The sequence below is a fragment of the Mangrovicoccus sp. HB161399 genome (assembly GCF_013184745.1).
Lineage (GTDB): Bacteria > Pseudomonadota > Alphaproteobacteria > Rhodobacterales > Rhodobacteraceae > Mangrovicoccus.
In genome coordinates, this window is sequence record NZ_JAATVU010000009.1 from 74,628 (window position 1) to 90,626 (window position 15,999).

A 15,999-nucleotide genomic window follows, 5' to 3' on the forward strand; every position below is an offset into this window, starting at 1 on the left:
CTCAGTCCGGCGGGGCCGGGGTTTCGCCGGCGATGTCCGACCGCTCGTAGGGCAGGGCATCGAGATGGCGCAGCCGCATCGCGACCATGGCGGCCTGCATGAGCGTGCGGGTGCCGTAATAGGCGCAGATCCGGCTCTCGGCCTCCTCGGCCGGCACGGTGCCGTAGCGCGCGCAGGCCTCTGCCATGGTCGATCCCTGGAACAGCGCGCGCAGCAGCCGCAGCAATTCCAGCGGCGGCCGCCTGTCAGAGCGGATCTCTTCCGACGCGACTTCGGCGAAGATGTGCAGGAGCTGGTCGGCGAGGAAATCGAGATCGGAGAGCTGGGGGGCCAGCGCCGCGCGGAACTCTGCGTCCGGCCGTTCCGAGGACAGAGTGAGCGCGACCCGGAGATCCTTCCAGATTCGCATCGGCAAAGTGTACCCGGCCGCGCCGACGCCCAGCTCGGCCGCGGAGGCGAAGAATCCGGCCACCCGGGGGAGGGAGCGGTCGAGGCTGTCCCAGAAGAAGCCCGCATCGGTGTTGCGCGCCCGCGCGATCACCGGGTCGATCGAGGAATAGCCGCGCTCCACGTAGCGGGCGATCCAGGCATCGGGATAGGTCGTGACCACGCGCGGGTCGATCAGCATCGACGGCGTGTCGGTCACGACATGGATGGTGGCATGGCTGGCATCGAAGCGTGCGGCAATGCCGTGGAGGACCTGCAGGAGGCCGGCCGTGTCGCGGACGCCGGCGATCTGCTCCGACAGGCGTTCGGCGGCTTCGTGGCGGAACACCCGGATCGTTTCCAGCTGGCCCGATTTCACCAGTCTCAGGATGTCCGCGGCCAATGTGTCTTCGCCCGCATCCCGCAGAGATCCGATGGAATTCACCAGTGAGGTATATACCCAGTTGGCCATAACTCCTGAACACTACCACCAATTCCGCATCTGAAAAGACAATTAAAATGCGGAAACGCATTGTCAATGAATCTGGGTCTTCCTGTTGATGTTTCCAATTTGTTCTAAATTGGCCAGACATCCGGGAGGACCCATGCTCACCATACTCGACCACGCAGAATTCGCCGCAAGGGCTGACCTGGCTTCCGCCGTGCACCGCGACCGCGCCGCCCAATTCGTCCGCCGCCATCGCTGGCCGCTGGATCTGACCGGCGAAGGGGCCGAGATCGACGGCTTCGACGCGCCGGGCACGGAATACCTGGTGGCCGAACGCGCCGGTCGCCATCTGGCGTCGCTCCGGCTGCGGCGGGCGGCGGCGGGCAGCATGGCCGAGGCCGCCTTTCCGGCGATCTGGCGCCGCCACGGCACGGCGCTTTCCGGGATGAGCGAGGTCACGCGGCTGTGCAGCGCGCCCGGGCTCGGCGGGGCCGCCTGCCGCGAGGCCATTGCCGAACTGCTGATCGGGCTCTGCCGCCACGGCCGCCGCAGCGGGCAGGAGCGGCTGTTCGGGATCGTCTATCCGGGGGTGGCGCGGGCCATCGCGCGGGACGGCTGGCAGGCGGAGCGGCTGGACAGCTTCGAGACCGGCGGCCGGGAAACCTGGCTCTGCCGCTGGGACTGCACGGCGGAGGCCGACTGGCGGCTGCAGGAATGTGCCGCCCGCCTGGCAGAGCGGGCGGCATCGGCGCGGCAGGACCGCCGCGCGGCATGACGGGTCAGAAGCTGTCGACGCCGTTCTGCCATGGTTTGATCAGGTTGCCGAAGCGGGTGAAGCGGCCCTCGAAGCTCAGCTCCACCGTGCCGATCGGTCCGTGGCGCTGCTTGCCCAGGATGACCTCGGCCTTGCCGTGGCAGCGTTCCATCGTCTCCTGCCACTTGGCCATCGCTTCGAGGTTGTCGTCCGAGGGCTTCTCGCGCTCCTTGTAGTATTCCTCGCGGTACACGAACATCACCGCATCGGCATCCTGCTCGATCGAGCCGGATTCGCGCAGGTCGGAAAGCTGCGGGCGCTTGTCCTCGCGGTTCTCCACCTGGCGCGACAGCTGCGACAGCGCTACGACCGGGATGTTCAGTTCCTTGGCGATCGCCTTGAGGCCCTGGGTGATCTCCGAGACCTCGTTCACCCGGCTGTCCTTGGCCGAGGCCGGGCGGACGAGCTGCAGGTAGTCGACGAAAAGAACGTCGAGACCGTGGGTCCGCTTCAGCCGCCGCGCGCGCGCCGCGAGCTGCGAGATCGGCAGGGCGGGCGTGTCGTCGATATAGAGCGGGCAGGATTCCAGCGTCTTCGCCGCCTCGACGAAGCGGCGGAACTCGGCCTCGGTCATGTCGCCGCGGCGGATCTGCTCCGACGGCACTTCGGAGGCTTCGGACAGCACGCGCGCGGCGAGCTGCTCGGAGGACATTTCCAGCGAATAGAAGCCCACCACGCCGCCGTTCACCGCGCCCTCGGTGCCGTCGGGCAGTATGCCCTTCTTGTAGGCCTTGGCGACGTTGAAGGCGATGTTGGTCGCCAGCGATGTCTTCCCCATCGAGGGACGCCCGGCGAGGATTAGGAGGTCGGACCGGTGCAGGCCGCCCAGCTTCTTGTCGAGATCGTCGAGCCCGGTGGAGATGCCAGCGAGCCCGCCGTCGCGCTGGTAGGCGGCGTTGGCGACGTTCACCGCCTCGGTCACCGCGCGCAGGAAGGACGTGAAGCCCTTAGAGGCCTGGCCCTGCTCGCCCATCGCATAGAGCGCCTGCTCGGCCTGGACGATCTGGTCCTTCGGTTCGCTGTCGGCCTCGACGCGGCGCGCGCGCTCGGAGATGTCGCGGCCCAGGTTCATCAGCTGTCGCCGCATGTACATGTCGTGGATCAGCTGCGCGTAGTCCGCCGCCGCGAATGTCGAGATCGCCGCGCCCGCCAGACGGGCCAGATAGGCCGGGCCGCCGAGCTCGCGCAGGCCCGGATCGTCCTCCAGGAACGCGCCCAGCGTCACCGGGCTGACCAGCGCGTTCTTGGCGAAGCGGCTGGCCGCGATTTCGAAGATGCGCCCGTGCACCGGGTCGTAGAAATGGTCTGCCTTCAGGATCGACGCCACGCGGTCGAAGACCCGGTCGTTGGTCAGGATCGCGCCCAGAAGCTGCTGCTCGGCTTCGATGGAGTGCGGTAGCGCGTCGCTGACTTCCTCGGCGCTTTGCGCGCCGATCTGACCCATGTCGTTCATGGTTCCTGCCTCGTTGTCACCCGTACCGGGCGGGATAGCCCCCCGCGGCTGTGAGGCGCAAGGCGGATATCCTGTGGATAAGATTGTATAACTGCTCGCGTCCAGATTACGGGTCTGGCCGGATTCTGTCCACAAGGGATTGTGGGCGGACCTAGCGCTGTCCTTGTGTCACCATCAGCCGCTGCAAGCCGCGGAAATGGTAGGTCGGCGCATAAACCGGCAGTTCGGCCATCGCGAGTCCCGGGCAGCGCGCGAAGAGGACCCGCAGCGCGATCTGCATTTCCAGCCGCGCCAGCGGCGCGCCCAGGCAGAAATGCACGCCCGCGCCGAAGGAGGTCAGCGCCTTGGCGTTGCGGCCCGGACGGAAGGCGGCCGGCCCGTCGAAGACCTCCGGGTCGCGGTTGGCGGCGCCGAGCAGGCAGGCGACCTGCTGGCCGGTCCGGAAGGTATGGCCCGCCACTTCGGTGTCGCGCTGCGCATGGCGGGCGAAGAGGTGCAGCGGCGGATCGAGGCGCAGCGCCTCTTCCGCTGTCGCCGCCACGGCCTCAGGCGCGGCCAATGCTGCCGGATCGTCCGTCTCCAGCATCAGCTTCGCCGCGTTTCCGATGGCATGGACCGTCGCCTCGTGCCCGGCATTCAGCAGCAGCACGCAGGTTCCCAGCACCTCGTCCGCGCTGAGCCGCCCGGCCCCGGATTCGGCCTTCAGCGCCTGGGCGAGGTCGCCGTCGGGGCGCGCCTCCTTCGCTGCAAGGGAGGCCTCCAGATGCGCGGCGAACTCTTCCGAGGCCCGCTCCGCCGCAGCCCGTTCCGCATCCGTCGGCGCCTGGGTGTAGAGCCGCACCATCGCATGCGACCACTCCAGCAGCTTCGGCGCCAGCGAGTCCGGCTCGCCCAGCATCTCCGCGATCACCGTCACCGGGATCGGCGTGCAATAGGCCGCGATCAGGTCGAATGGGCCGTCGGGGAAGCCGTCGATCAGCCGGTGGCAGAGCGCCTCGATCTTCTCCGCCATCGCCTGCACGCGGGCATTGGTGAAGGCGGTCACGACCGAGCGGCGCAGAACCGGATGGCGCGGCGCCTCGTTCGACAGCATGGAGGCCTCCTCCAGCCGCCGGAAGGCGGGCAGGGCGTCCCAGGGGGGCGGCGCCTCGTGCCCGGCGGGCGGCAGCCGGGCGAAGTCGCGGCTGCGCAGGATCGCCTGCACCGCTTCGTGCGACGCGGCGGCGGCCATGCCGTAGTCGTCCCAAAGGACGATGCCGCCCTGCGCGCGCATCGCCTCGTAGGCGGGATAGGGGTTCTGGACGAAGGCGGGATCGGTCGGCGGCTGGCGGAAACTCTGCATGCGCCCCCGATACGCCGCGCCGCCGGGCTTGCCAAGATGCCGGCCCTTGGCCCGGACAGGGCGGCGTCCTATGGTCCGCTCCATGACGCTGATCCGCCGCCGCCTCCTGCTCGTTCTCCTTGTCCTCTGCGGTTCGGCCGCGGTCGGGCTGGCAGCGTGGCAGCTCAGCTGGTCCTCGGCGCTGCGGCTGGTCGCGGCGCGCGCCGAGACCGACCTGACCCAGACCTCCGAGCGGCTGATTGCCCAGCTGCAGAGCTACCGCGAGCTCGCCGTCCTGCTGTCGGACCATCCCGAGGTCGAGGCGCTGCTGCGCCCGGGCTTCGCCGCGCTCGGCCAGACGCTGCAGGAGGTGACGCTGCGCGAGGCCGAGGAGCTGCTGCAGTCGATCGGCGACAAGACCGGCGCGCTGAGGATCGCGGTCTACCGCCGCGACGGCCACGTCACCGCGCGCAGCGACCTGGAGCGCGAGACGCCCTTGCCGCTGCTGTGGCAAGAGGCGGCCGAACGCGCCTTCCAGGGGGCGCTCGGCCTCGCCACCGGCGTCGATCCCGAAACCGCGCGGCGCAGCTTCGCCTTCGCCGCCCCGGTCTTCGGCCAGCGCGGCGCGGCGCCGACCGGCGTGCTGGTCGTGGCGGTCGACCTGGAGGCGATCGAGGCCGAGTGGCGCGCCGATCCCTCCGCGGTGTTCTTCCGCGACATGCGCGGCCGGGTGATGCTGTCGAACCGCAGCGAGCTGGTGCTGGCGACGATGGGGGCGACGGGCGGCGCCTTCCCGGAATACCAGGCGCGGCAGGCGGCCGGGCATGACCTGTGGCGGATCCCGGCGGGCGGGCGCTACCTGCCGAAGCTGGCGCTGCATGCGAAGCGCGAGCTGCCGCAGATCGGCATGCAGGCCGACGTGCTGGTGAATGTCGCCACCGCCCGGCGGATGGCGCTGACCCAGACCGGGCTGGCGGCGCTGGCCAGCCTGTCGCTCGGCGCGCTCGGCCTCTGGCTGCTGGCCCGCCGCGACGCGCTGCGCGGGCGGCTGCTGGCCGAGGCGGCGGCGAAGGAGGTGCTGGAGGCCCGCGTCCGCGACCGCACCCGCGAGCTGTCGCAGGCCAACGAGCAGCTGCGCCACGAGGTGGCCGAGCGCAAGGACGCCGAGGCGCAGCTGAAGGCGGCGCAGGACCGGCTGGTGCAGGCCGGCAAGCTCTCGGCGCTCGGCGAGATGTCCGCCGGGATCAGCCACGAGCTGAACCAGCCGCTGATGGCGATCCAGTCCTTCTCGGAAAACGCCCAGCTGCTTCTGGAGCGCGGCCGCACCGAGGTGGTGGCGCAGAACCTCGCTCGGATTTCCGAGCTGGGCGACCGCATGGCGCGGATCATCCGCAACCTGCGCGCCTTCGCCCGGCAGGAGAACGCGCCGGTCCGCGCGGTCGACCCGGTGCGCGTGATCAACGCCGTGCTGGAAATGTCCGCGGCCCGGATCCGCGACAGCGGCGCCGCGATCGACTGGCAGCCGCCCGCCGCGCCCCTGCGCGTCATGGCCGGCGAGGTGCGGCTGCAGCAGGTGGTCACAAATCTCGTCCTGAACGCGCTCGACGCGATGGGGACTGCGGGCGGCGCGCTGACCATCCGCGCCGAGGAAGCCGGGGCCGAGGTGCGCATCTCCGTCGCCGACCGCGGTCCGGGCCTGGCCCATCCCGACCGCATCTTCGATCCGTTCTACACCACCAAGGAGGTCGGGCCGGGCGAGGGGATGGGGCTCGGCCTTTCCATCTCCTACGGCCTGGTGCAGAGCTTCGGCGGCAATATCGAGGGGCACAACCGCGAGGGCGGCGGCGCGGTCTTCACCGTGACGCTCCCGGCCCCGGGCAAGGAGGCGGCGGCATGACGGGCGAGGTGCTTCTGGTCGAGGACGACCCGCTGGTGCGCGAGGCGCTGGCGCAGACGCTGGATCTGGCCGAGTACAAGGTCCATGCCGCGGGCAGCTTCGTGGCGGCCAAGGACGTGATCGGCCCCGGATTTCCCGGCGTGATCGTCACCGATATCCGCATGCCGGGCCGCGACGGGTTCCACCTGCTGGATTTCGCCCGCGCGCAGGATGGCGAGCTGCCGGTGATCCTGCTGACCGGCGAGGGCGATATCCCGATGGCGGTGCGGGCGATGCAGGACGGCGCTTTCGACTTCCTCGAAAAGCCCTGCGATCCCAAGACCCTGCTCGCCAGCGTCGAGCGCGCGATGAGGCTGCGCGCGCTGGTGCTGGAGAACCGCGCGCTGAAGCGGCGGCTGACCCGCGGCGACCATGCGGCGCGGATGATCCCGGGGAAAAGCGCGGTGGCCCAGAACTACCGCGACCGGCTGCGCGCGGTGGCGGCGGCGGGGCAGGCGGTGCTGGTCACCGGGCCGGACGGGGCGAACACGCCGAAGGTCGCGGATGTCGTGCGGCGCCTGGCCGGGCGCGAGGCGGAGATCTTCGAACGGCGCGTCTCGTCGGGCCTGTCCGTCGCCGATCTCTCAGCGGCCTTCGGTGCCGTCGGGGCGGGGACGCTCTTCCTCGACGAGGTGGCTGCGCTGCCGGCGGACACGCAATTCGCGCTCCTGGAGCGGCTGGAGGCCGGGACCGAGGCGCTGCTGATCGCCGGGACCTACAAGGATCTGGGCCTGGAGCCCGGCTTCAACGCCGATCTGCGGCTGCAGCTCGACGCGGTGCGGGTCGACATCCCGGCGCTGAAGGACCGGGTGGAGGACATCCCCGACCTCTTCCTCTACTACGTCGCCGACATCGCCGAGCGCTCCCGCGTGCCGGTGCCGCCGGTGCCCGACGGCTATCTCGCCGATCTGATGGCGCGCGACTGGCCGGGGAACGCGCGGGCGCTGATGAACGAGGCGACGCAATTCGTGCTGGGGCTAGACGGGCCGGAGGCGGGCGAGGGGCTGGGCCTGGCCGAGCACATGGCGCAGGTCGAGAAGACGCTGCTGGTGCGGGCCTTGCAGAGGAACGCCGGCGCCGCCAGCCGCGCGGCGGAGGAGCTGAAGCTGCCGCGCAAGACCTTCTACGACAAGCTCGCGCGGCATGGGCTGAAGCCGGAGGAGTACCGCTAGAGAGCGCCGGGCAGCGGGGAGGTGTCCCATTGGCAGTCCGGGGGCGGCAAGATGGCCTGAACTTCCCGCCATGGATCGGGAGCAAAGTCCTCCCAATCACTGCCCCAAGTTCCCGCTTCCAGCCACCCGCGCCACTTGCCGAAGAACTCCACATCCTCTTCGATCGGCGCAGTGATCCAGCCACAGGCGCGGGTGACGGGTTCGGGAAAGCCCGCAGGCAGGATGACGGAGCCGTCGAGAAAGGCAATGCGCCAGTCGGTCGCCGCGTCGAACTTGATTCCGCGGAGGAAAACGAACCTGAGCGCGCCGCCATAGTTTAAGCTCGCGCTCAGGTTCGTGCCGTTCAACGCAATGGCGGCCTCTCGGGTTCCGGCCAGATACGCAAAGCTGAGGTCTGCCCCTTCCATCTGTGCCTCGCTGAAGTTTGCCCCTTCCATCTGCGCCAAACTGAGGTCTGCCCCCTCCATCCGTGCCGAGCTGAAGTCTGCCCCTTCCATCCGCGCCTCGCGGAGGTCTGCCGCCTGCAGCCCGGCGGAGCTGAGATCGGCGCCGCGCAGGTCGGCATGGTCCGGGGCCCAGCGGGTCAGCATCCCGCGCTTGGTGCTGCGCTCCATCGCCCAGGCATCGGGGAAGCGCTTGTCAAGTTTCGCGAAAAACGTGGCGCAGTCCTCCGTCCCGAGCCTCCGGGACCAGTGCTTGCACCAGACCTCCCGCAGCCTGTCCAGATGTGGTACCTTTTCCGCGTCCGAGAAATGCGGCGGGCCGCAGGTTTCGGCATCCAGCCCCTCGCGCGCGCACCACTCGATGCGGAACCGCCGCTTGTGGATCTCGTAGGGCAGCCAGTCCGCGGGCTGGGGCGTCAGCACCGCTTCGCGGAGGTTCGCTCCGGCGAGGTTGCCCTCGACCACCTTGTCGGCGGTCATCGCGCCAAGAACCAGCATGGTTGCAGTCGCGGCCAGTTCCCAGATCAGCGCGGCCTCTGCCCGGCGGGGGCGGCGCGCGAGGTCGCAGCGCATCTGCAGCAGGCTGACGAGGCTGGCGTAGAGCGCGACGGCGAAGGAGGCGAGCGCGAGGCAGCTCATCACCGGATCATGCGCGGGCCAGCTGCGCCACCATGCATAGCCGAGCATCAAGGGGCCTGCGCACCAGATCAGCAGGATCGCGGTGACGGTGGCGAGCAGGTCGAGCGGGCGGGCCTCTGCCGATCCGTCGCCGCGCCAGCGCAGGACGAGGTCGTTCAGGAGCCAGGGCAGGACATGCGCCTCCAGCCGCGCGCCGTTCACCTCGGCGGGCGGGACCATCAGCGCGGCGGTGGATTTGCGCACGAAGAGATGCAGGTAGACATGCAGCGCCGCGCCGAGGATCGGGGCGGCGACGAAGAAGCTGGCCGTGGGGATCGACACGCCGACCAGCGGCAGCTCGGTCTGGCGGCTGTCGAGGAAGAAGTCGATATTCTCGACGCCTAGCAGCGTCACCGTGACGAAGGCCAGATAGGCCAGCAGCCCGAACCAGTTCGCCCGCCCGGCCCGCGTGAGGTCGTTGATCCGCGCGATGGCCAGGCCGGTGCCGTCCTGCTCCGGGCTGACAGGAAGCGCGGCGCGCGGGCGGCCATCGGGGAAAAGGCGGCTGGTCATAATGGCAGGAGCCTGCCACAGGGGCAGGCTCCGCGGGAAGGGGCATCTGACGCAGGGTCAGAGGAACAGGTTCTCCGCCCCGAGGCCGGGCGTGCCCTCGAAGGTGACGGTCGCGCCGGTCGCCAGGAAGGTCAGCACCGTGTCGGTGGCGGTTGTCTCCAGCGTCCAGGCCGAGCTGTCGGCGGTGCCCAGCACCACCTGGTCGATCCCGGCCTCGAAATCGAGGACCACGTCCTGCTGGGCTGCGGCCAGCCCGGCCTCCAGCACGAAGGTGTCGGCGCCGAAGCCGCCGATCATCGTGTCGTTGCCCATGCCGCCGTCGATCAGGTCGGCATTCAGCCCGCCGCGCAGCCGGTCGTCGCCGTCCCGGCCGAAGAGCAGGTCGTTGCCGCCGCCGCCGCGCAGCGTGTCGCTGTCGGCGCCGCCGTCGATCCGGTCGGCCGCATCGCCGCCGGTCAGCAGGTCGTTGCCGAAGCCGCCGTAGATCTCGGCCGCGCCTCCGGTCGCGGTGACGGTGTCATCGCCGAGCCCCCCGCCGGCCTTGCCGTTCTCGCCCTGAAGCACCAGCTGGTCGCGGCCGAGCTGGCCCCAGAGCGCGTCGCCGTCGCCGGTGCCCGAGCGCAGCAGGTCGCCGCCGTCGCCGCCGAAGATGGTGTCGGCGCCGTCGCCGCCGTCGATCACGTCGGCCCCCTCGTCGCCGTAGACCAGGCCGTCGCCGCCGCCTTCGAAGATGCGGTCGGCGTTGATGCCGCCCTTGATCGTGTCGCCGCCTGCGCCGCCGAGGATGGTGTCGTAGCCGAGCCCGCCGACCAGCTGGTCGCCGAAGGCCGAGCCGGTCACGTGGTCATCGCCGCCGAGCGCGTTGAAGGCCACGAGGCAGGAGCTGTCCGAGAAATCGTGCACTTCGCCCGCATCGGTGCCGTAGGCGACCAGCACATCGTCCGGCACGATGTCGGCGAGCAGCAGCGGCGTGCCGAAGGTCCAGAACGCATTGTCGGTGTAGGCGGTCGAGCCGCCGTCGTAATCCAGGTACCACCAGCGATTGTAGTGGGTCAGGCCGGTCAGCGCGCCGAGCTCCTCGTCGAGGCTGAAATAGAGCCCTTCGTACCAGTATTCCCATTCATAGGGATCGTAGCGGCTGTGGTTGTCGAGCCGCAGCACCAGCTGGTCCGGCGTCTCGAAGCTCATGTAGCTGGGCTGGCCGTATTCCAGCAGGTTCTGGTCGGTCAGGTAGTGGTGCCAGTTGGAGAAGCTGACGCGGCCGTCGTACTGGACCGTGCCGGTGCCCTCCGAGGGCGGGTCGTAGCCCGGCTCGAAGAAGCCGCCGAAGATCGGCATGCCGATGGTGAAGGGAACCAGGTCGCCGTCCTCATAGGCAAGGGTTCCGGTGATGGTCAGCCTGTCGGCAAGGTAGTCGAAGGCAAATGTCGGGGTGTCTGGCAATGGGGTGGACATGGCCCGCACTCCTTTCTGGAATGTCGCTGGTCCGCAGCATGCCCGCGCGCGGCGCGACGCGCCATGATCTGGCGCAATCCGGAGTTGCATTGCCGCGGACCCGTCCGCCGGGCGGCAGGCGGGTCCGCGGCCGCCGAACCGGCCGCTCCGGCCGGGGCCGCCGCGATTCGGACGGGCGTGTGCGGAATTCCGCACAAGCTGCGCAGGGGCTGTGCGGAATTCCGCACACGCTGTCGGGCCATGACCAGGGCGCAACCCCGCTATGCACCGGAAAACCGTGATGGGTCAGCAGCTTAATCGGCTTCTGCGCAAGAATATTGCCGCCCGCTTGTGCGGTCGGGGCGCATCGTTGCTTAACGGCGTCAGGCCCCGCCGGGCCCTGACATCGAAAACGAGGGAGGACATCTCGTGAAATTCCTGACCACCGTGGCCGTTCTGGCCCTGTCCGCATCTGCTGCCTTCGCCAATTGCGACGAGGGCGAGATCGTCATCAAGTTCAGCCATGTCACCAACACCGACAAGCACCCCAAGGGCATCGCCGCCTCGCTGCTGCAGGAGCGCGTCAACGAGGAGATGAACGGCAAGGCCTGCATGGAGGTCTATCCCAACTCCACCCTCTACAACGACGACCAGGTGCTGGAGGCGATGCTGCAGGGCGACGTGCAGATGGCCGCGCCGTCGCTGTCGAAATTCGAGAAGTTCACCAAGAAATTCCGCATCTTCGACCTGCCCTTCATGTTCAAGAACATGGAAGCCGTCGACGCGTTCCAGACCTCGGATGCGGGCCAGGACATGCTGCACTCGATGGAGCGCCGCGGTCTCGTCGGCCTCGGCTTCTGGCATAACGGCCTGAAGCAGTTCTCGGCCAACAAGCCGCTGCTGCTGCCGGAAGATGCCAAGGGCCTGAAGTTCCGCGTCCAGCCCTCCGACGTGCTCGTCGCGCAGATGCAGGCGCTCGGCGCCAGCCCGCAGCCGATGGCCTTCTCCGAGGTCTACGGCGCGCTGCAGACCGGCGTGGTGGACGGCCAGGAGAACACCTGGTCCAACATCTACGGCCAGAAGTTCTTCGAAGTGCAGGACGGCATCACGGAGACCAACCACGGCGTGCTCGACTACATGCTGGTGACCTCGACCGACTGGTGGGACAGCCTGCCGGAGGACGTCCGCGAGCAGCTGGGCACGATCGTCACCGAAGTGACCAACGAGCGCAACGCGGCCATCGCCCAGGTCGATGCCGAGAACCGCCAGGCGATCCTCGATGCGGGCGGCGTGATCCGCGAGCTGACCCCCGAGCAGCGCACGGCATGGGTCGACGCGATGAAGCCGGTCTGGGAGCAGTTCGAGGGCGATGTCGGCGCCGACAACATCGCGGCGGCGCAGGCCATCAACGAAAGCATGTAATCCGCGCCAAGCGGGCAGGGGCCGGGCGCGAGTCCGGCCCCCTTTCCGACTGCATAACCGGGGGAGTGGCCCATGAGCGGGCAGAGACATCAACCAGAGACCATGTTCGGGCAGTTCGTCGCCCGCGCCGAAGAGGTCATCATCGCCTTCCTGCTGGGCGCGATGGTGCTTCTGACCTTCGTCAACGTCGTGCTGCGCTACGTGTTCAACCACAGCATCATCTGGGGCCTCGAGGTCGTGCTGGTGCTCTTCGCCTGGCTCGTGCTGTTCGGCATCAGCCACGCCTTCCGGATCACCGCGCATCTGGGCGTGGACGCGGTTCTGAACATCGTGCCGAAGAACGCGCAGAGGATCCTCGGCGTGATCTCGGCGCTGTGCTGCATCCTCTATGCCTTCCTGCTTCTCAAGGGGGCCTACGACTACTGGGCGCCGTTCGCGGGCCTCGACGCGACCTCGGGGCGCTGGTTCCCGACCGGCTTCGAGAACAGCCGCGACCAGGCCTGGTACGAGACCGACCAGATCCCGATGCTCGACTTCCTGCGCTGGATGGAGCCGGTCTTCAACGCGGGCGAGAGCTACGAGAAGCTGCCGCGGATGATCCCCTACCTGATCCTGCCGGTGGGCTGCCTGCTGCTGTTCGTGCGTGTGATCGAGGCGCTTGTCGGCGTGCTGAACGGCACCCATGACAGCCTGATCGTCAGCCACGAGGCCGAGGACCAGGTCGACGACCTCTCCGCCACCCATCACGACCACGACCACCCCTACTACAAGGACTGATCCGCGATGGAAATCGTTCTCCTCTTCGTCGTGATCGTGGCGCTGCTGCTGATCGGCGTGCCGATCGCGGTCTCGCTCGGCCTCAGCTCGATCCTGTTCCTGCTGATCAATTCGGAAAGCTCGCTGGCCTCGGTGTCGCAGTCGCTCTACCAAGCGATGGCCGGGCACTACACGCTGCTGGCGATCCCGTTCTTCATCCTGGCCTCGTCCTTCATGTCCACCGGCGGCGTCGCCAAGCGGATCATCCGCTTCGCCATTGCCTGCGTCGGCCACCTGCCGGGCGGCCTCGCCATCGCCGGCGTCTTCGCCTGCATGATCTTCGCTGCGCTCTCGGGCTCGTCCCCGGCGACCGTCGTGGCGATCGGCTCCATCGTCATCGCGGCGATGCAGAAGGTGGGCTATTCCAAGGACTTCGCGGCGGGCGTGATCTGCAACGCCGGCACGCTCGGCATCCTGATTCCGCCCTCGATCGTTATGGTCGTCTACGCCTCCGCCACTGACGTCTCGGTCGGCCGGATGTTCCTGGCGGGCGTCATCCCGGGCCTGATGGCGGGCGGCATGCTGATGGTGGCGATCTACGTGATGGCCAAGGTCAAGAACCTGCCCAAGGGCGACTGGCTCGGCTGGGACGAGATCGGCGCATCGTTCCGCGACGCCTTCTGGGGGCTGATGCTGATCGTCATCATCATGGTGGGGATCTACGGCATTCCCGGCATCACCGGCGCGATCTTCACGCCGACCGAAGCGGCCGCCGTGGCCTCGGTCTATGCCTTCATCGTCGCCTGCTTCGTATACCGCGACATGGGCCCGCTCTCGGGCGGCGAGTCCGGCCGCCACATGACGCTGCTCGAGCGGCCCTATGCGCTGGTCACCGCCTTCTTCCACCGCGACACCGTGCAGACGCTCTATGACGCGGGCAAGCTGACGATCACGCTGATGTTCATCATCGCCAATGCGCTGATCCTGAAGCACGTGCTGACCGACGAGCAGGTGCCCCAGCACATCGCCGAGGCGATGCTGGGCTACGGGCTGGGCCCGATCGGCTTCCTGATCATGGTCAACGTGATCCTGCTGATCGGCGGCCAGTTCATGGAGCCCTCGGGCCTGCTGGTGATCGTCGCGCCGCTGGTCTTCCCGATCGCGATCGAGCTGGGCATCGACCCGATCCATCTGGGCATCATCATGGTGGTGAACATGGAGATCGGCATGATCACCCCGCCGGTCGGCCTGAACCTCTTCGTGACCTCGGGCGTCGCGGGCATGCCGATGATGGCCGTTGTGCGCGCCGCCGCGCCCTTCCTGGCGGTGCTCTTCGTCTTCCTGATCCTGGTGACCTACGTGCCCTTCCTGTCGACCTGGCTGCCGACGCTGATGATGGGGCCGGAGATCATCACCAACTGATCCCGCCGAGGCAAAGCGCCATGCAGGGGGCCGCCGGTGGACAACCGGCGGCCCCTTCCGCTTGTGCGGGTGCAGGCACCGCGAAGGGCATCGCGCGCCGCCCGAAGACTGCATCGGTCCCGCGCGGGACCGCGGGGGCCGGGTCGGGCGCTCCCGCGCATCCTGTTCCGCCGCCGTTGTCCGGCAGCCGCCGGCGCGGCCGGGCGCGGGTCCGCCGTCCGGCTCAGTCGGTGGAGCTGGAGGAGCTGTGGGTCTGCGCGGAGATGGCGACGGCCACGCCGATGGCGGCAGCGGCGGCAATGCCGATGCCGATGGCGGCCGGACCGATCCCGCCCGCAAGCGCGCCGCCGGCACCGGCGCCGGCCATCTGGGTCACCTGCGGCGCGGCGGCCGGTTCTGCGTGGGACATCTGTGCGGCCATCGCGCCGCTGACGGCGATGGCGAGTACGATCTTTTTCATGGCGGCCTCCAATGCCGGTAAATCATCGACCGGACAGGCGGCGCAGACGGGCCGCGGGGCGCGTCAGGGCCGGCTGTCCCCGTGGCCGGAGGTTGCGCGGCCCGCCGTGAACGGAGCGTAAACATCGGGCGGATTCGGCCATGCCGCGGCGCAGGAATTAGGCCGCATTTTAAACGCTTTCGCGGCTGCACCATTCCTGCGCCCGCGACAGCTTGCACCTGTGCAGCCCGCCCCGCGCCGCCTATCTGGAGTACGGCATGCCCCGCGGTGGCGCGGAGGCCCAAGCGGAAAGGAAAGACCATGTCCCAGCTGGAAAACTGGAGCCCGGCCCAGGTCAAGGCGGCGCTGGACGCCGAGGAAATCGTGCTGATCGACGTGCGCACCCCGGCGGAATACGCACTGGAGCATGTCGAGGGCGCCTTCCTGATGCCGATGGCCTATTTCGTCCCCGGCGCGCTGCCGGACCAGAACGGCAAGCGGATCGTGCTGCATTGCGGCTCCGGCATGCGCTCCGCCAAGGTGGCGGAGCTGGCTGCCGGGGCCGGGGTCTCGCCGCTGGCCCATATGGAAGGCGGCTTCGGCGCCTGGAAGGCCGCGGGGCTGCCCTATATCGGCACCAACATGGCCACTGGCGGACCGCAGCGCATGCCTGGCGCCTGACCGAGGCGGAAACCGGCGGAATTGCGCCGCGATCAACCCTTCGTGACGCATTCCGGCAGTGGTGGGCTCTCCGCCGATCTGCTAAACAGGACGTTAATACGAGCAGTGGAATTAAGGGTCCATTCATGAATCGCATCGCTTCCCTGGGCCTGGTCGCGGCCCTGGCGCTGACGGCCGCCTGCAGCAACCGTGCCGACAACCTCAGCGGCAGCACGGATCTGGCCGGCGACCGCTACGGCTATGGCAGCGGTGCGGACGGCATCGCCAACCCCGCCTCGCCGGCCTATTTCCAGGCCCGCGTCGGCGACCGGGTGCTGTTTCCCGTCGACCAGTCCAGCCTGACCTCCGAAGCGCGCGGCATTCTCGACGGCCAGGCGCAGTGGCTGGCCTCGAACCCGTCCTTCTCGGCGGTGATCGAGGGCCATGCCGACGAGCAGGGCACGCGCGAATACAACCTCGCCCTCGGCGCGCGCCGCGCCAGCGCGGTCTATGACTACCTGATCTCCCGCGGCGTGCCCTCGAGCCGCCTGAAGACGGTCAGCTACGGCAAGGAGCGCCCGATCGAGGTCTGCTCGGAAGAGAGCTGCTATGCCAAGAACCGCCGCGCCGTGACCGTGGTCAGCGCCGGGGCAGGGGTCTGA

General features: G+C 68.9%; 14 protein-coding genes. 8 read left to right on the forward strand and 6 right to left on the reverse strand.

The features are described 5' to 3' along the window. Nucleotide 1: 1 nt before the first annotated feature. The gene (locus HCC78_RS07115; RefSeq protein ID WP_172328057.1) at nucleotides 2–898 is read right to left on the reverse strand and encodes an autoinducer binding domain-containing protein; all 897 of its coding nucleotides are present in this window, start codon (nucleotides 896–898) and stop codon (nucleotides 2–4) included. 133 nt (nucleotides 899–1,031) lie between these two features. On the opposite strand from HCC78_RS07115, the gene HCC78_RS07120 reads away from it, so the two are divergent. Further along, nucleotides 1,032–1,649 carry an acyl-homoserine-lactone synthase gene (locus HCC78_RS07120; RefSeq protein ID WP_172328058.1) on the forward strand — a complete coding sequence of 206 codons (618 nt, stop codon included), beginning with the start codon at nucleotides 1,032–1,034 and terminating at the stop codon, nucleotides 1,647–1,649. Nucleotides 1,650–1,653: 4 nt separating this feature from the next. On the opposite strand, the gene HCC78_RS07125 is transcribed toward HCC78_RS07120, so the two are convergent. Both HCC78_RS07125 and HCC78_RS07130 read right to left on the reverse strand, forming a co-directional pair. Further along, nucleotides 1,654–3,141: a replicative DNA helicase gene (locus HCC78_RS07125; protein WP_172328059.1), complete on the reverse strand. Its 1,488-nt coding sequence runs from the start codon at nucleotides 3,139–3,141 to the stop codon at nucleotides 1,654–1,656. Between the two features lie 151 nt (nucleotides 3,142–3,292). Further along, on the reverse strand, nucleotides 3,293–4,483 hold the full coding sequence (locus HCC78_RS07130) for a cytochrome P450 (protein WP_172328060.1): 1,191 nt from the start codon (nucleotides 4,481–4,483) through the stop codon (nucleotides 3,293–3,295). Nucleotides 4,484–4,565: 82 nt separating this feature from the next. On the opposite strand from HCC78_RS07130, the gene HCC78_RS07135 reads away from it, so the two are divergent. Together HCC78_RS07135 and HCC78_RS07140 are read left to right on the forward strand one after the other, a co-directional pair. Beyond that, on the forward strand, nucleotides 4,566–6,359 hold the full coding sequence (locus HCC78_RS07135) for an ATP-binding protein (RefSeq protein ID WP_172328134.1): 1,794 nt from the start codon (nucleotides 4,566–4,568) through the stop codon (nucleotides 6,357–6,359). Further along, entirely contained in the window at nucleotides 6,356–7,570 is a 1,215-nt protein-coding gene (locus tag HCC78_RS07140) for a sigma-54 dependent transcriptional regulator (RefSeq protein WP_172328061.1), read from the forward strand. Before HCC78_RS07135 ends, HCC78_RS07140 begins: the two co-directional genes overlap by 4 nt. Here the strand turns inward: HCC78_RS07140 and HCC78_RS07145 are convergent. Then, complete coding sequence (locus HCC78_RS07145) at nucleotides 7,567–9,204, reverse strand: pentapeptide repeat-containing protein (protein WP_172328062.1); 1,638 nt, start codon at nucleotides 9,202–9,204, stop codon at nucleotides 7,567–7,569. The genes HCC78_RS07140 and HCC78_RS07145 overlap by 4 nt on opposite strands. 57 nt (nucleotides 9,205–9,261) lie before the next feature. Next, a complete protein-coding gene (locus tag HCC78_RS07150; protein ID WP_172328063.1) occupies nucleotides 9,262–10,659 on the reverse strand; it encodes a calcium-binding protein in 1,398 nt (465 codons plus the stop codon). A 408-nt stretch (nucleotides 10,660–11,067) separates the two neighbouring features. On the opposite strand from HCC78_RS07150, the gene HCC78_RS07155 reads away from it, so the two are divergent. The 3 genes from HCC78_RS07155 (at nucleotide 11,068) to HCC78_RS07165 (ending at nucleotide 14,238) form a co-directional block, all read left to right on the forward strand. Beyond that, nucleotides 11,068–12,060 (forward strand): DctP family TRAP transporter solute-binding subunit, encoded by a 993-nt coding sequence (locus HCC78_RS07155; protein WP_172328064.1) that lies wholly within the window; start codon nucleotides 11,068–11,070, stop codon nucleotides 12,058–12,060. A 72-nt stretch (nucleotides 12,061–12,132) separates the two neighbouring features. Next, nucleotides 12,133–12,837, forward strand: a complete 705-nt coding sequence (locus tag HCC78_RS07160; protein WP_172328065.1) for a TRAP transporter small permease — start codon at nucleotides 12,133–12,135, stop codon at nucleotides 12,835–12,837. 6 nt (nucleotides 12,838–12,843) lie between these two features. Next, entirely contained in the window at nucleotides 12,844–14,238 is a 1,395-nt protein-coding gene (locus tag HCC78_RS07165) for a TRAP transporter large permease (RefSeq protein ID WP_172328066.1), read from the forward strand. A gap of 223 nt (nucleotides 14,239–14,461) precedes the next feature. Here the strand turns inward: HCC78_RS07165 and HCC78_RS07170 are convergent, their stop codons facing one another. Beyond that, a complete protein-coding gene (locus tag HCC78_RS07170; protein ID WP_172328067.1) occupies nucleotides 14,462–14,698 on the reverse strand; it encodes a hypothetical protein in 237 nt (78 codons plus the stop codon). A 300-nt stretch (nucleotides 14,699–14,998) separates the two neighbouring features. On the opposite strand from HCC78_RS07170, the gene HCC78_RS07175 reads away from it, so the two are divergent. After that, nucleotides 14,999–15,358 carry a rhodanese-like domain-containing protein gene (locus tag HCC78_RS07175; RefSeq protein ID WP_172328068.1) on the forward strand — a complete coding sequence of 120 codons (360 nt, stop codon included), beginning with the start codon at nucleotides 14,999–15,001 and terminating at the stop codon, nucleotides 15,356–15,358. 125 nt (nucleotides 15,359–15,483) lie between these two features. Next, nucleotides 15,484–15,999, forward strand: a complete 516-nt coding sequence (pal, locus tag HCC78_RS07180) for a peptidoglycan-associated lipoprotein Pal (RefSeq protein ID WP_172328069.1) — start codon at nucleotides 15,484–15,486, stop codon at nucleotides 15,997–15,999.